The sequence below is a fragment of the Allobosea sp. P4_H5 genome (assembly GCF_056400825.1).
Genome location: NZ_JBFUKM010000027.1, coordinates 1 through 14,370, shown reverse-complemented (window position 1 = coordinate 14,370; position 14,370 = coordinate 1). Strand labels below are relative to the sequence as shown.

At 66.4% G+C, this 14,370-nt stretch carries 12 protein-coding genes; 8 read left to right on the top strand and 4 right to left on the bottom strand.

What is annotated here, in order from left to right:
• Positions 1 to 256: autotransporter domain-containing protein (locus AC1DS0_RS30550; RefSeq protein ID WP_476817953.1), on the top strand; the 256-nt coding region annotated here is incomplete at its 5' end.
• A gap of 96 nt (positions 257 to 352) precedes the next feature.
• Here the strand turns inward: AC1DS0_RS30550 and AC1DS0_RS30545 are convergent.
• The 3 genes from AC1DS0_RS30545 to AC1DS0_RS30535 form a co-directional block, all read right to left on the bottom strand.
• Positions 353 to 859, bottom strand: coding sequence for a cupin domain-containing protein (locus AC1DS0_RS30545; RefSeq protein WP_476817952.1), 507 nt, complete (start codon positions 857 to 859; stop codon positions 353 to 355).
• A 130-nt stretch (positions 860 to 989) separates the two neighbouring features.
• The gene (locus AC1DS0_RS30540; RefSeq protein ID WP_476817951.1) at positions 990 to 2,012 is read right to left on the bottom strand and encodes an alpha/beta fold hydrolase; all 1,023 of its coding nucleotides are present in this window, start codon (positions 2,010 to 2,012) and stop codon (positions 990 to 992) included.
• 74 nt (positions 2,013 to 2,086) lie between these two features.
• Positions 2,087 to 2,503: an organic hydroperoxide resistance protein gene (locus AC1DS0_RS30535; RefSeq protein WP_057191016.1), complete on the bottom strand. Its 417-nt coding sequence runs from the start codon at positions 2,501 to 2,503 to the stop codon at positions 2,087 to 2,089.
• Between the two features lie 149 nt (positions 2,504 to 2,652).
• On the opposite strand from AC1DS0_RS30535, the gene AC1DS0_RS30530 reads away from it, so the two are divergent.
• A complete protein-coding gene (locus AC1DS0_RS30530) occupies positions 2,653 to 3,132 on the top strand; it encodes a MarR family winged helix-turn-helix transcriptional regulator (protein ID WP_476817950.1) in 480 nt (159 codons plus the stop codon).
• Positions 3,133 to 3,363: 231 nt separating this feature from the next.
• On the opposite strand, the gene AC1DS0_RS30525 is transcribed toward AC1DS0_RS30530, so the two are convergent.
• The gene (locus AC1DS0_RS30525) at positions 3,364 to 4,551 is read right to left on the bottom strand and encodes a pyridoxal-phosphate-dependent aminotransferase family protein (RefSeq protein ID WP_476817949.1); all 1,188 of its coding nucleotides are present in this window, start codon (positions 4,549 to 4,551) and stop codon (positions 3,364 to 3,366) included.
• A 150-nt stretch (positions 4,552 to 4,701) separates the two neighbouring features.
• On the opposite strand from AC1DS0_RS30525, the gene AC1DS0_RS30520 reads away from it, so the two are divergent.
• The 6 genes from AC1DS0_RS30520 to AC1DS0_RS30495 all read left to right on the top strand — a co-directional run bounded on the left by AC1DS0_RS30520 (position 4,702) and on the right by AC1DS0_RS30495 (position 14,370).
• Positions 4,702 to 5,403 carry a GntR family transcriptional regulator gene (locus tag AC1DS0_RS30520; protein WP_476817948.1) on the top strand — a complete coding sequence of 234 codons (702 nt, stop codon included), beginning with the start codon at positions 4,702 to 4,704 and terminating at the stop codon, positions 5,401 to 5,403.
• A 205-nt stretch (positions 5,404 to 5,608) separates the two neighbouring features.
• A complete protein-coding gene (locus AC1DS0_RS30515; RefSeq protein ID WP_476817947.1) occupies positions 5,609 to 6,592 on the top strand; it encodes a Bug family tripartite tricarboxylate transporter substrate binding protein in 984 nt (327 codons plus the stop codon).
• Positions 6,593 to 6,798: 206 nt separating this feature from the next.
• Entirely contained in the window at positions 6,799 to 7,299 is a 501-nt protein-coding gene (locus AC1DS0_RS30510) for a tripartite tricarboxylate transporter TctB family protein (RefSeq protein ID WP_476817946.1), read from the top strand.
• A gap of 10 nt (positions 7,300 to 7,309) precedes the next feature.
• On the top strand, positions 7,310 to 8,833 hold the full coding sequence (locus tag AC1DS0_RS30505; protein WP_476817945.1) for a tripartite tricarboxylate transporter permease: 1,524 nt from the start codon (positions 7,310 to 7,312) through the stop codon (positions 8,831 to 8,833).
• Positions 8,830 to 11,748, top strand: coding sequence for an FAD-binding and (Fe-S)-binding domain-containing protein (locus AC1DS0_RS30500; RefSeq protein ID WP_476817944.1), 2,919 nt, complete (start codon positions 8,830 to 8,832; stop codon positions 11,746 to 11,748). Before AC1DS0_RS30505 ends, AC1DS0_RS30500 begins: the two co-directional genes overlap by 4 nt.
• A 264-nt stretch (positions 11,749 to 12,012) precedes the next feature.
• Positions 12,013 to 14,370 (top strand): DNA translocase FtsK, encoded by a 2,358-nt coding sequence (locus AC1DS0_RS30495; protein WP_476817943.1) that lies wholly within the window; start codon positions 12,013 to 12,015, stop codon positions 14,368 to 14,370.

Below are 14,370 nucleotides of genomic sequence, written 5' to 3'. Positions count from 1 at the left end.
GCTGTTCGCCCGCGCCATGCTCGGCTGGCGCCACGGTTTTGGCGAGCTCACCCCGCAGGCCCGCACCGCCTTCGTCGCTGGCACCACCGCAGCCACGGTCTTCGCCGCCAGGATCGACCGCGACGCCCTCACCGCCGAGGCCGGCCTCGACTGGCGCATCTCGTCCGCCACCGCGCTCGGCCTGACCTACTCGGCGGCAATCGGCGAACGCTCCAGAGACCACGCCCTCAAGGGCAGGGTCGAGATGCGGTTTTGAGCGAAGTGTCTTCGGGCAGGGCGCGGTTCAACGCCCCGGAAGCGGGATCGTCCAGCTGAAGGCGATCCGCGGACCTGCCCGGCGGCAGCTCCAGCCTCAGGCGGCGAGACCGCCCTGCGATCCGCGATCACCGCGGAGCATGTTGCGCAGCTGGTAGGCGAGGGCGACCGGCGCCGGGAAGCGCTTGCGGCAGAAGGCGATCTTGCGGACGTAAGTATCGATCCGCCAGGTCGCCCAGGTCTTTCCGGCGAAATAGGCGATGTCGCCCTGGCGCAGCGTCCGCTCCGAGCCGTCCTGCGCGGTGACGTGCACCTCGCCTTCCAGGATCATCACGGTCTCGTCCCAGTCGAAGAACCAGCGGAACTCGCCGGCGGTGCAATCCCAGACCGCCGTGGAGGCGGCGTCGTCGCCGCTGCGCGAATGCAGGCCGACGCGGGCCATCGGCTCCCCGGCAATGACCCAGGACGGTTCGATCGGGGCCGGCTCCATCGGCAGGGCGTCCAGGGCATGCGACACCACCGGTGTCTGCTCCACCGGCACAGCCAGCGGAATCTGCCGCAGCATCATCGCGGCCGCGCCGGCGAGCATCATCTTCAAGGCCATCAATCCCTCCCTAAAATCGCGGGGATCGTAAGGGAGGAGGAGTAAAGGTGGCCCTCGGGATTTCCTTGCAATTGTCGGCATCCGGCAGTGGCTCGGGTAACCGTCCCGAGCCACGTCCGGAATGCCGGTTTCAGGCGCGATCGACCGCGATGATGGCGTCGGCGAAGGCTGCCGGAGCTTCCTGCGGCAGGTTGTGGCCGATGCCGCCGTCGAGTGTCCGGTGCCGGTACCAGCCGGAGAACTTCCTGGCGTAGGCGGCTGGATCGGGGTGCGGCGCACCGTTGGCGTCGCCTTCGAGGGTGAATGTCGGCACTGTGATCACCGGGAACGTCGCGAGCTTTGCCTCCAGGGCATCGAACTGAGGCTCGCCCTGCGCCAGGCCGAGGCGCCAGCGGTAGTTATGGATCGAGATCGCGACATGGTCGGGATTGTCGAAGGAGGCGGCCGAGCGCGCGAAGACCGCATCGTCGAACGTCCACCTGGGGGAGGCGGTTTCCCAGATCAGGCGGGCGAAATCGCGCGTGTTCCTGGCGTAGCCGGCGGCGCCCCGTTCGGTGGCGAAATAGTACTGGTACCACCACTGCTGTTCGGCCTTCGGCGGCAGCGGGGCCTCGTTCAGCTTCTGGCTGCCGATCAGGTAGCCGCTGACCGAGACCAGGCCCTTGACGCGCTCTGGCCAGAGCGCCGCGACGATGCAGGCGGTGCGCGCGCCCCAGTCGCAGCCGCCGAGCAGGACCTTGTCGAGCTTGAGGGCATCCATCAGCGCGATCACGTCGACCGCTAGCGCCGCCTGCTGGCCGTTTCGCGGCGTGTCGGCGGAGAGGAAACGGGTTCCGCCATAGCCGCGCAGGGACGGCACGATCACCCGGTAGCCCCTGGCCGCCAGCAGCGGCGCGACGTCGACATAGGTGTGGATGTCATAGGGCCAGCCATGCAGCAGGATGACGACCGGGCCGTCTGCCGGGCCCTGCTCGGCATAGGAAACGCTGAGCACGCCTGTGTTGATCTGCTTGAGCGGACCGAAAGAGGACAATGCGGGCGATGCTGCCAGCGTCGGCCGGCTGAGGCCGAGCCCGGCCGCGGCGAGCGCTGTGGCCACGGCGCCGACGAAGAGACGGCGGCTGGGATCGATGGTTTCGGAGGTCTTGGCCATGGGGAATGCCTTCTGCGCGGGATAGTCGGGAGGGGAGACGCCGGGCGGGGGCTGCGCGGCGCCTCCCATGCTGGTCAGACGAGGTTGATCTCGACCTCGATGTTGCCGCGGGTCGCCTTGGAGTAGGGGCAGGTCTGGTGAGCGGCATCGACCAGGGCTCGGGCGGTCTCCCGATCCAGCCCGGGCAGGGCGACATTGAGGCGGGCCTGGAGGACATAGCCGCGTTCGCCATGGCGCAGATCGACCTCGGCGTCGACGGCGGTGTCGGCGGGCACCGCGACCTTGCGCTCGCGCGCCGCCAGCCCGATCGCGCCGATGAAGCAAGCCGACCAGCCGGCGGCGAAGAGTTGCTCGGGATTGGTGCCGGCGCCGGGCGCGCCGGGCGAGGTCAGGTTGACCTCGAGGCGGCCATCCGAGCTGCGGGCGGCGCCGTCGCGGCCGCCGGTGGTGTGGGTGCGGCCGGTGTAGAGAACCTTGTCGGTGGAGGACATGTCGGGTTTCCTTCTGTGATTTAGATCGTATCCGATCTAATCGGATGCGTTTCTATATGTGAAGCGCGGACGCGATGTCAACTCTTCCGATTTAATCGGATGCGATATATATGTGAGCCATGATGACGCACTCACGACGAGGCCCGGCCATGCCTGCTCCGACCCCCGACGACCCCAAAGTGCCCAAGCTGGCGGATTTTCTCTGCTTTGCGATCTATTCGGCGAATCTGGCCTATGGGCGCGCCTACAAGCCGATCCTGGACCAGCTCGGCCTGACCTACACCCAGTACATTGCGATCATCGCGCTCTCGGAGGAAGACAATCAGAGCGTCGGCAGCCTGGGCGAGAAGCTGTTCCTAGAGTCGAACACGCTGACCCCGATCCTGAAGAAGCTGGAAGAGCTCGGCTATGTCCGCCGCCAGCGCGACCCGGCCGATGAGCGCCAGGTGCGCGTCAGCCTGACGCCGGAGGGGCGCAAGCTCAGGGAGAAGGCGCTGCCGATGAACCTGGTGGCGGCGGCCGGGCTCGGCGAGGATTTTCCGGTGGTGCAGAAGGCCGTGGTCAGGCTGCGCAGGAACCTGCTGCGTGCGGCGCGCGGGCAGGGGGCGAAAGCAGCTGAGGCTGAGTAAGGGGGGTCGCCGGTTTTCCAGCGGGCGATGACCGAAGTGGCATCCGCGGGGAACCCTTCTCCCGTGTGGGAGAAGGGCAGGGATGAGGGCCTGCCCTAACCGCAGAAGGCGCGACGGTTCTGCATCGCCCCAACTATCAACGGCGGTCCCTCACCCCTTGCCCCTCTCCCATCCGGGAGAGGGGATCCCGCGCTTGTCCGATTTATCGCTGTAGCGAGCCAAATATCCCGCTCAAGCCACGGCCTTGGCCTGATTGCCGGGCTCCGCACCTTCGAGATCGGCCATCGCCGCCGCGACGCCGCCGCTGCGATGGGGAACGCCCGCAGCCGCCAGGCCCATCTCGACACCGGAGAGGGCGCCGAGCAAAGCGAGTTCGTTGCACTCGCCGAGATGGCCGATGCGGAAGACCTTGCCGGCGACCTTGCCGAGGCCGGAGCCGAGCGAGATGTTGTACTTCTCCAGCGCGATCTTGCGGAAGCGGTCGGCGTCGTGGCTCGGCGGCATCAGGACACCGGTCAGAACCGGCGATTGCTCGGCCGGGTTCTGGCAGAGCACCTCGAGCCCCCAGGCCTTGACCGCGGCGCGGCAGGCGCTGGCAAGGCGCTGATGGCGGGAAAAGACGTTGTCGAGGCCTTCCTCCCGCAGCATGACGAGCGCTTCCTTCAGCCCGTAGAGCAGATTCGTCGCGGGCGTGTAGGGGAAGAAACCGGTCGTATTGAACTTGATCATCTCCTGCCAGTCCCAGAAGGAGCGCGGCAGCGTGTTGGTCTTCGAGGCAGCCAGCGCCTTCTCCGAGACGGCGTTGAAGCTGAGGCCCGGCGGCAGCATCAGCCCCTTTTGCGAGCCCGAAACGGTGACGTCGACCTGCCATTCATCGTGGCGATAATCGACCGAGGCGAGCGAGGAGATGGTGTCGACCATGAACAGGGCCGGATGGCTGGCGGCGTCGATCGCCTTGCGGATCTCGGCGATGCGGCTGGTCGCGCCGGTCGAGGTCTCGTTGTGGACGACCATCACCGCCTTGATCTTGCGGGCCTTGTCCTCGGAGAGGCGTGCCTCGATCGCGGCCGGATCGGCGCCGCGGCGCCAGTCGCCCGGGATGAACTCGACCTCGATGCCGAAGCGCGTGGCGATGTTCTTCCACAAGGTGGCGAAATGGCCGGTCTCGGCCATCAGCACGGTGTCGCCGGGGGAGAGGGTGTTGGTGATCGCCGCCTCCCAGGCCCCGGTGCCGGAGGCGGGATAGATCACCACCGGCTGCTTTGTCTTGAAGACGGCCTTGCTGCCTTCGAGGACCTCTTTCCCGAGCGCGGCGAACTCGGCGCTGCGGTGGTCGATGATCGGCATTGCGATGGCGCGCAGAATCCGGTCCGGAATCGGGCTCGGGCCGGGGATGTGCAGAAAGTGACGCCCTTGCATGGTCTTGTTTTCCTCCCGTCAGGGCTTGGGCGCCGCAGCGCCATTGCCGACTATTTTGCATTCATTTTTTGGAAGATCAACTACGGTATGGTATGCTGATAATCGACAGCTGGGCTCGACAGGTGGCCCGAGCCGACTTAGCGATGATGCATGAGTGAGCCATTTCTCGATACTCTCGATGAGCCAAGCCCGGCGCCGGCCGAGATTGCGAAGCCGGTCGCCTCATTGCACGAGGGACTGCTGGTCGCGCTGCGCGACTTCATCGTCGAGGGCAATCTCGAAGATGGCGCCCGTGTTCCGGAGCGGGCGCTGTGCGAGCGCTTCAACATCTCGCGCACACCCTTGCGTGAGGCGCTGAAGGTGCTGGCTGCCGAGGGCCTGATCGAGCTCCTGCCCAATCGCGGCGCGCGCGTACGTGAGCTGAGCTCCGCCGATGTCCGCGAGCTTTTCGATGTGATGGGTGGGCTTGAGGCGCTGGCGGGGCGGTTGGCATGCGAGCGGATTTCGGACGCGGAGTTCGCTGAAATCGAGCGTATCCATCATGAAATGTATCGCTTCTATCTCCGTCGCGACATGCACGACTATTTCCATTGCAACCAGGCGATCCATCAATTGATCGTCGCCGCTGCCGGCAATACGACGCTGGCCGCGACCTATGCGAGCGTTGCCGGGCGAATCCGGCGGGTGCGTTATTCAGCCAATCTCGCCAAGGATCGCGATCGTCTCGGTGAGGCCATGCGCGAGCACGAGGCGATCCTCGATGCGCTGCGGCGCCGGGCGGGCTCGGAGCTCTCCGACATCCTGTTCCTGCATCTGCGTAACAAGCGGAAAGCGGCGCAGGCTTCGGAGTGATCGTCGTTGCTGGAGGCATGAGCGACGAGGTGATCTGGGGTCGGCCAATCTCCGTGGGTCCGGATTGTTTCGCGATGCTCGCAATCGCAGTCGCGCCAGATCGTCGTCAGATCTCGTATTTTGATTTTTTGGATTGAATGCAAAATGTTTTGATCTAAGCTCCCATCACCGCGCCGTCAGAGCGCAATCACAGGGAGGTGCGATCATGAAGCAGCAATGGCTGGCCGCGACCGCGATTCTGGCCGCCGGCATCGCGCCGGCTTGCGCCTGGGAGCCGACGAAGCCGATCGAGATCGTGGTGCCGTTCTCGGCCGGCGGGGCGTCCGACCAGATGGCGCGGACGATCCAGGGCATCATCCAGAAGCAGCAGTTCACCAAGCAGCCGATCATCGTCGTCAACAAGCCGGCTGCCGGCGGCGCCGAGGGCATGCTCGACATCCAGAAATCGGCCGGCGACGCGCACAAGCTGATCACCACCTCGAGCGGCATCTTCATGACGCCGATGGCGACCAAGCTGGCGCTGAACTGGACCGACTACACTCCGGTCGCGATGCTGGCGCAGGATTCCTTCCTGCTCTGGGTCAATGCCAAGGCGCCGTACAAGAATGCCGGCGACCTGATGACGGCGGCCAAGAGCGCCAATCCGGCGATGAAGATCGGCGGCACCTCGTCCAAGCGCGAGGACAATCTGCTCGTCTTCGCCATGGAGAAACAGGGTGGCACCAAGTTCGCCTATATCCCGTACACCTCCGGCGGCCAGGCCTCGACCCAGCTCTCGGGCGGGCATGTCGAGGCCACGACCAACAATCCGGCCGAGGATCTCGCCAACTGGCGTGGCGGCGCCACCCGCCCGCTCTGCGTCTTCGCCGAGCAGAAGATGGCCTATACCGAGAAGGTCGCGGACGGCCAGTCCTGGGCCGACATTCCGACCTGCGCCTCGCAGGGGCTGAATGTCAGCTACCAGATGCTGCGCGGCATGTTCATGCCCGGCAAGGTCAGCAAGGAGCAGCAGGCCTTCTATGTCGACCTGTTCAAGAAGGTTTCCGAGACGCCGGAATGGAAAGACTACCTCGCCCGCAATGCGCTGGCGGCGGATTATCGCGACGGCGAAGCCTTCGTCTCCTTCCTGAAGGCGGACGAAGCCAAGCACGAGAAGCTGATGACCGAAGCCGGCTTCATGGCGAAGTGAGGCAGGAGGCCGTAGCCCCGACCTTTGGCGTCATGGTCGGGCTTGTCCCGACCATCCACGTCTTCGCTTCCTGATCGCGTGCGGTGTTCAAGACGTGGATGCTCGCCACAAGGGCGAGCATGACGAACTGGAGCTGCCAGCCTTGGAATGACGACAGCAGCGCCGCTGACGCGGCGTGTCCGGGATGACATGGAAGGGGACGGATAGTGTCGAACCCTAGCGAAACCGAAACACCCGAACCCGGCATCTCGCGTCGGCCCGTCGAGATCGCCACGGCGCTGCTGCTGATCGGGCTCGCCGGCATCGTCCTCTACGACTCGCATGGCCGCGGCGCCGGCTGGGATGGCGGCCCGCAGAACGGCTTCTTCCCGGCCCGCGTCGGCTGGATCTTCCTGGCTGCCTCGCTCTTCATCCTCTGGCAGTCCTTCCGCCGGCCGGATGCGGTCTTCGTCACCTATGAGCAATTGCGCCAGGTTGTCAGGGTGCTGGGGCCGCTCGTCTTGTTCGTGGCGCTGATCGGGCCGCTCGGGATCTACGTCGCCTCAGCGATGTTCATTCTGGTCTTCATGGGGGTGGTCGGCACATCGCGCTGGTGGAGCATCGCGCTGACCGCCGTCCTGGTGCCGATCGCCTGCTTCTGGATCTTCGAATTGCAGTTCCGCGTGCCCCTGCCGAAGGGCCCGCTGGAAGCCATGCTCGGCTACTGAAGGACGCCCGATGGACGATCTCTCCTCGCTCATCGCCGGTTTCCAGGTCGCGCTCTCTTGGCACAATGTCGGCTTCATGGCGGTCGGCGTCATCCTCGGCATCATCGTCGGAGTGCTGCCGGGCCTGGGCGGGCCGAATGGCGTCGCGATCCTGCTGCCGCTGACCTTCGGCATGGACCCGACCTCGGCGATCATCCTGCTCTCGTCGATCTACTGGGGCGCGCTGTTCGGCGGGGCGATCACCTCGATCCTGTTCAACATCCCCGGCGAAGCCTGGTCGGTCGCGACCACCTTCGACGGCTATCCGATGGCGGTGCAGGGCAAGGCGGCCGAAGCGCTGACAGCCGCCTTCACCGCCTCCTTCATCGGCGCGCTCTCGGGCGTCGTGCTGATCACCTTCGTCGCGCCGCTGGTCGCGCAGTTCGCGCTCAAATTCGGCCCGGCCGAGTTCTTCGCGGTCTTCCTTCTGACCTTCTGCTCGTTCATCGGCATGGGCCGGGAAAACCGCGCCAAGATCATCGCCTCGCTCTGCATCGGCTTCCTGCTCGCGGCGGTGGGCCTCGACTCGATCTCGGGCGATCTGCGCATGACCTTCGGCTCGACCGAGCTGATGCGCGGCTTCGACTTCCTGATCGTGGTGATCGGCCTGTTCGGCGTCAGCGAGATCCTGCTGACGGTCGAGGAAGGGCTGGTGTTCAAGGGCAAGCAGGCCAAGATCGACCTCAAGGTCGTGCTGCGGACCTGGGCCGGCCTGCCACGCTATTGGGCGACGCTGGTGCGCTCCTCGATCGTCGGCATGTGGATGGGCGTGACACCAGGCGGAGCGATCGCCGCCTCCTTCATGGGCTACGGCCTCGCCAAGCGCTTCTCGAAACACGGCAAGAATTTCGGCAAGGGCGAGATCGAGGGCGTGCTCGCGCCAGAAACTGCGGCGCACGCTGCCGGCACCAGCGCGCTGTTGCCGATGCTGGCGCTCGGCATTCCCGGCTCGGCGACGGCGGCGGTGCTGCTCGGCGGCCTGCTGGTCTGGGGACTTCAGCCCGGGCCGATGCTGTTCGTCGAGCAGAAGAGCTTCGTCTGGGGTCTGATCGCCTCGATGTATCTCGGCAATCTCGCCGGGCTGATCATCGTGCTGGCGACGGTGCCGCTCTTCGCCGCGATCATGCGGATCCCGTTCTCCTTCGTCGCGCCGGTGATCCTGATCGTCTGTGCGATCGGCGCCTACACGATCTCGAACTCGATCTTCGACATCTGGCTGATGCTGATCTTCGGCATCGTCGGCTATGTCTTCAAGAAGCTCGATTACCCGCTCGCGCCGATGATCCTGGCGCTGGTGCTCGGCGACCGGGCCGAGGACGCCTTCCGCCAGGCGCTGCTCGGTTCGGGCGGCTCGCTGAACGTGTTCTGGGCGAACGGTCTCGTCGGGACGCTCGTCGTGCTGGCGCTGCTGCTGCTGTTCTGGGGCCCGATGGGCGACTTGATCGCGGCGCTGCGCGGCCGGAACCACCCCAAGACCGCCGAGGCTGCGGAATGAACCAGACGACACTGCCGCGCCCGCACAGCCGCAATCTCGGCTTTGAGCGCAAGCTGGCGCAGGCGCTCGAAGGGGAAGTGCGCTTCGACGCCTTCACCCGCGGGCGCTACGCCACCGACGCCTCGATCTACCAGATCGTGCCACAAGGCGTCGCCTTCCCGAGGAGCGAGGCCGACATTGCCGCGGCGCTGACGATCGCCGCCGAGCACGGTGTGCCGGTGATCGCGCGCGGCGGCGGCACCTCGCAGAACGGCCAGCCGATCGGCGATGCGCTGATCCTCGACCTGAGCCGGCATTTCAACGCGATCCGCGACTACGATCCGGCCGCGCGCACGGTCTCGGTCGCACCGGGCATCGTGCTGGAGGCGCTCAATGGCCATGTGAAGAAGGACGGGCTGTTCTTCCCGGTCGAGCCTTCGACAGCGAGCCGCTGCACCATCGGCGGCATGGTCGGCAACAACTCGTCGGGCGCTCGTTCGCTGCGCTACGGCAAGACCGTCGACAACGTCGTCGCGCTGAAGGCGATGTTCCATGACGGCGAGCCCTTCGCGCTCGGCGAGGGGCCGGTCGGCGACAATGCCTCGCCGCGGTCGCGTGCGCTGATGGAGCAGATGCTGGCGCTGGCCGATCGGCATCGCGACGAGATCGAGGCGATCTTCCCGAAGGTGCAGCGGCGGGTTGGCGGCTATAATCTCGACGAACTGATCGTGCCGCGGCCGAACCTGTCGCATCTGCTGGTCGGCTCTGAGGGCACGCTGGCGCTGACGACGCAGGCGACGCTCAAGCTCTCGCCCCTGCCGCAGCACCGCGTCATGGGTGTCTGCCATTTCCCGAATTTCCGCGCGGCGATGGAGACGACGCAGCACATCGTCGCGCTCGGGCCGGTCGCGGTCGAACTCGTCGACAATAATGTGCTGGTGCTCGGCGCCGACATTCCGCTCTTCGTGCGCACGCTCGCCGACATCACCAAGGGCAAGCCGAACTGCCTGCTGCTGGTCGAGTTCGCCGGCGACGACCTTGCCGCGCTGAAGGGCGACCTCAAGCGGCTCGACCAGTGCATGGCCGATCATGGCTTCCCCGATGCGGTGGTCGAGGTGATCGAGCCGGCCAGGCAGAAGCCGGTCTGGGACGTGCGCGAAGCCTGCCTCAACATCATGATGTCGATGAAGGGCGACGGGAAGCCGGTTTCCTTCATCGAGGACTGTGCCGTCCCGCTCGAGCACCTCGCCGATTACACCGACGCCGTGACCGCGCTATTCGAGCGACACGGCACGCGCGGCACCTGGTATGCGCACGCCTCGGTCGGCTGCCTGCATGTCCGCCCGATCCTCAACATGAAGACCGTAGCCGGGGTGAAGGCGATGCGCGGCATCGCCGAGGAGGCCTGCGAGCTCGTGCGCCGCTTCAAGGGCTCGTTCTCCGGCGAGCATGGCGACGGCATCTCGCGCTCGGATTTCGTCGAGCCGATGTTCGGCGGGCCGCTGACCCGCGCCTTCGAGGCGGTCAAGGACGGCTTCGACCCCGGCAACCACCTCAACCCCGGCAAGATCGTCCGCCCCTACCATATGGACGATCGCAGCCTGATGCGCTTTTCGCCGGGCTACGCCACGCCGGTTCCGATGGAGACCGCGCTCGACTGGTCCGACTGGGGTGGCCTCGGCGGCGCTGTCGAGATGTGCAACAACAACGGCACCTGCCGGAAGATGGCGGGTGGCACGATGTGCCCGTCCTGGCGCGCAACGCGCGAGGAGCAGCACCTCACCCGTGGCCGCGCCAATACGTTGCGCCTCGCCATTTCCGGCCAGCTCGGCGAGGGGGCCTTCACCTCGCCGGAGATGAAGGAAACGCTCGATCTCTGCGTCTCCTGCAAGGGCTGCAAGCGCGACTGCCCGACTGGCGTCGACATGGCCCGGATGAAGGTCGAGTTCCTCCATCACTATCACGCGAAGCACGGCCTGCCGCTGAAGGAGCGCCTGATCGCCTTCCTGCCGCGTTATGCCCCGTTCGCGGCGAAGCTCGCGCCGTTGATGAACCTGCGCGATCGCATTCCGCTGCTGGCGAAGCTCAGCGAACGCTGGCTCGGCTTCTCGGCGCGGCGCTCGCTGCCGGTCTGGCGCAAGCCCTGGCGTGAGGCGGCTACCCGGTCGGACCCGTCGGCCGTGAAGGGCGATGGCCGCGACATCGTGCTCTTCGGCGATACCTTCAACCGCTATTTCGAGCGCGAGAACCTGGAGGCGGCCGAACGCGTGCTGCTCGCCGGCGGGTATCGGCTGCATCGCGTCGAAGCTGCGGGAGGAGGCCGGCCGCTCTGCTGTGGGCGCACTTTTCTCTCGGCCGGGTTGGTCGACGAGGCGCGAGCCGAGGCGAGGCGCACGCTCGATGCGCTCGCGCCCTTTGTCGCCAGGGGCGCGCGGATCGTCGGACTCGAACCCTCCTGCCTGATGAGCTTCCGCGACGAGTTCGGCGCGCTGTTGCCGAAGGCCGAGGTCGAGCCCCTGGCCAAGGCGGCGCTGCTGGTCGAGGAGCTCCTGGCCGCCGACATGGCGACGGGCAGAACCAATCTGCCATTGCGCGATCAAGGCGGTCGCATCGCCCATCTGCATGGCCACTGCCACCAGAAAGCCTTCGATGCGATGGGCGCGGTCGAAAAGACGCTGCGTGCCGTGCCGGGGCTGGAGGTCAAGCCGATCGAATCGAGCTGCTGCGGCATGTCCGGCGCCTTCGGCTATGGCGCCGCGACGATCGACGTCTCGCTGGCGATGGGCGAGCTCTCGCTGCTGCCGGCGGTGCGCAAGGCTGCGGCGGGCGATCTCATTGTCGCTGACGGCACGAGCTGCCGCCACCAGATCCATGACGGCGCCGGCCGCGAGGCCGTGCATGTCGTCAGGGTGCTGGATGCGGCGCTGAAGGGATGACCTTTCGGCGGAATCACACCGCTCAAGGGAGCAGGCTTGGCAGGCCACGATCCACAGCAATCTCCGACGCGAGTTCAGGGGCTGTTAACCCTGCGCCGGTACCTCTCGATGCTCAGTCGCGTCAGTGTCGGGCCTGCGTAAATCATGCGTCGAATCCATCGCAATCTCCAGACGAACAGCGCCTCTCCCGCGGCTCGGATCTCGGATCAACTTACTGATTTCGCAGATATTCCTGAGCCTGATTCGGCCGATCGTCGCGCCTCCGTGGAACAGGCTGCGCCGGGGCTCGTCCGCTACGGACGTACGCCCGATAAGCTCCGCCGGCAGGATGTCGAGCGCGTTGCCGCCGAGGCGCCTACCCCGCTGCCCGCGCCCGAGCCGGAGGCACCCGTCGATCCCGGTCGCGTCCGCTATTGGCGGACTCCGCGGCACATGCTGCAGCAGGTCTGGGGCGGCGGGTCTCCCGAGGCGCCGATGCCCGAGATCATGCCGCAGGTCGAGGCCGAGATGGCGGGGGAGGGTGAGGATGCGCTGATGGCGCCCGACCTTGATTCGCCGCTGCCGGAAGAGAGCCCGATCGAGGCGGTCACGACCCCGTTCGCTTTCCTCTCTGATGCCGCCTTCTGGGAGTTCATCCCGGACGCCGAGCAGGAGGACGAAGCCGCGTTCGAAAGTGCGCCGCCGGTCCTTGCAGCGAGGGCGCCTCTGCAGACGGTCCAGCCCATCGTACCGATGACGGCGGCCGAGCCGGTGCGCCCGGTGCCTGCTCCGGTTCCCGCGCCTGCGTCGGCGACGATGACGTTCGGCTGGACGCAGCCTTATCGCTTCGAGCTGAGCCTGACGCCACCGGCTCTACAGGTCGTCGCACGGGTTCCTGTGCCGGCCATCCCGGCTCCCGCCCCCAAGGCTCCGGCGCCGCGCCGCAGGATCATGGGGCAGCTCGCTTCCGCTGCAACTCCTGCCGCCGCGCTCGCGCCCAAGACGCTCGAGGCGGAGGCCGTGCCTGCGGCTGTGCAGCCGAAGGTTTCAGTCGTTCCTTCGGCCCCGAAGCTGCGCGCCGCTATGCCGCTGCCCAGGCCGGCCGCATTCCATGGCTTCGAGCTGCCGCCGATCGAATTCCTGGCCGAGCCGCCGCAGATCGCGGCAACGATCCCGATCGAGCTGATCCAGCAGAATTCCGGTCTGCTCGAGGGGATCCTGGAGGACTTCAACGTTCGTGGCGAGGTCGTGCAGGCCTGCCCCGGCCCGGTTGTGACGTTGTACGAGCTTGAGCCTGCTCCTGGGACCAAGAGCTCCCGCGTGATTTCGCTGGCCGACGACATTGCGCGCTCGATGAGCTCGGTGTCGGCGCGCGTTGCGGTGGTGCAGGGCAAGAACGCGATCGGCATCGAACTGCCCAACGCCAAGCGCGAGACCGTCTTCCTGCGCGAACTGCTCGCCAGCCAGGATTTCGAGGGCACCAAGCACAAGCTGGCGCTGTGCCTCGGCAAGACCATCGGTGGCGAGCCGGTGATCGCCGACCTTGCCCGCATGCCGCATCTGCTCGTCGCCGGCACCACCGGCTCGGGCAAGTCGGTCGCGATCAACACCATGATCCTGTCGATCCTCTACCGGCTGAAGCCGGAGGAGTGCCGCTTGATCATGGTCGATCCCAAGATGCTCGAGCTCTCGGTCTATGACGGCATTCCGCATCTGCTCACCCCCGTCGTCACCGACCCGAAGAAGGCGGTGGTCGCGCTGAAATGGGCGGTGCGCGAGATGGAGGAGCGCTACAAGAAGATGTCGAAGCTCGGTGTGCGCAACATCGACGGCTTCAACGTCCGGGTCGGCGAGGCGCTCGCGGCCGGCGAGGTCATCACCCGCACGGTCCAGACCGGCTTCGACAAGCATTCGGGCGAGGCGATCTACGAGGAGGAGGCGATGGACCTGTCGCCTCTGCCTTACATCGTCGTGATCGTCGACGAGATGGCCGACCTGATGATGGTCGCCGGCAAGGAGATCGAGGGCACGATCCAGCGCCTGGCGCAGATGGCCAGAGCTGCCGGCATCCATGTCGTGCTGGCGACGCAGCGCCCTTCGGTCGACGTGATCACCGGCACGATCAAGGCGAACTTCCCGACGCGAATCTCCTTCCAGGTCACCAGCAAGATCGATTCGCGGACCATCCTCGGCGAGATGGGCGCCGAGCAGCTCTTGGGCCAGGGCGACATGCTCTACATGGCCGGCGGCGGGCGGATCACCCGCGTGCACGGCCCGTTCGTCAGCGATTCCGAGGTCGAGAAGGTGGTGGCGCATCTGAAGACGCAAGGGCGGCCGGACTATCTCGACGCCGTCACCGCCGAGGAAGAGGCCGGAACGGCTGAGGATGAGGACGGCGCGGTCTTCGACAAGAGCGCGATGGGCGCCGAGAGCGACGACCCCTATGAGCAGGCGGTCGCGGTGGTCCTGCGCGACAAGAAGGCCTCGACCTCCTACATCCAGCGCCGGCTGCAGATCGGCTACAACCGCGCCGCCTCGATCATGGAGCGGATGGAGAACGAGGGCATCGTCGGCCCCGCCAACCACGCCGGAAAACGAGAGATCCTCGTCGAGACAGGGCGCGCAAGGGAAGACGAGGAGTGA

Bases quoted from the DNA above. Each gene is read 5' to 3' on its own strand.
- AC1DS0_RS30545 (WP_476817952.1), bottom strand. From the start codon at position 859: ATGGCCTTGAAGATGATGCTCGCCGGCGCGGCCGCGATGATGCTGCGG.
- AC1DS0_RS30540 (WP_476817951.1), bottom strand. From the start codon at position 2,012: ATGGCCAAGACCTCCGAAACCATCGATCCCAGCCGCCGTCTCTTCGTC.
- AC1DS0_RS30535 (WP_057191016.1), bottom strand. From the start codon at position 2,503: ATGTCCTCCACCGACAAGGTTCTCTACACCGGCCGCACCCACACCACC.
- AC1DS0_RS30530 (WP_476817950.1), top strand. From the start codon at position 2,653: ATGCCTGCTCCGACCCCCGACGACCCCAAAGTGCCCAAGCTGGCGGAT.
- AC1DS0_RS30525 (WP_476817949.1), bottom strand. From the start codon at position 4,551: ATGCAAGGGCGTCACTTTCTGCACATCCCCGGCCCGAGCCCGATTCCG.
- AC1DS0_RS30520 (WP_476817948.1), top strand. From the start codon at position 4,702: ATGAGTGAGCCATTTCTCGATACTCTCGATGAGCCAAGCCCGGCGCCG.
- AC1DS0_RS30515 (WP_476817947.1), top strand. From the start codon at position 5,609: ATGAAGCAGCAATGGCTGGCCGCGACCGCGATTCTGGCCGCCGGCATC.
- AC1DS0_RS30505 (WP_476817945.1), top strand. From the start codon at position 7,310: ATGGACGATCTCTCCTCGCTCATCGCCGGTTTCCAGGTCGCGCTCTCT.
- AC1DS0_RS30500 (WP_476817944.1), top strand. From the start codon at position 8,830: ATGAACCAGACGACACTGCCGCGCCCGCACAGCCGCAATCTCGGCTTT.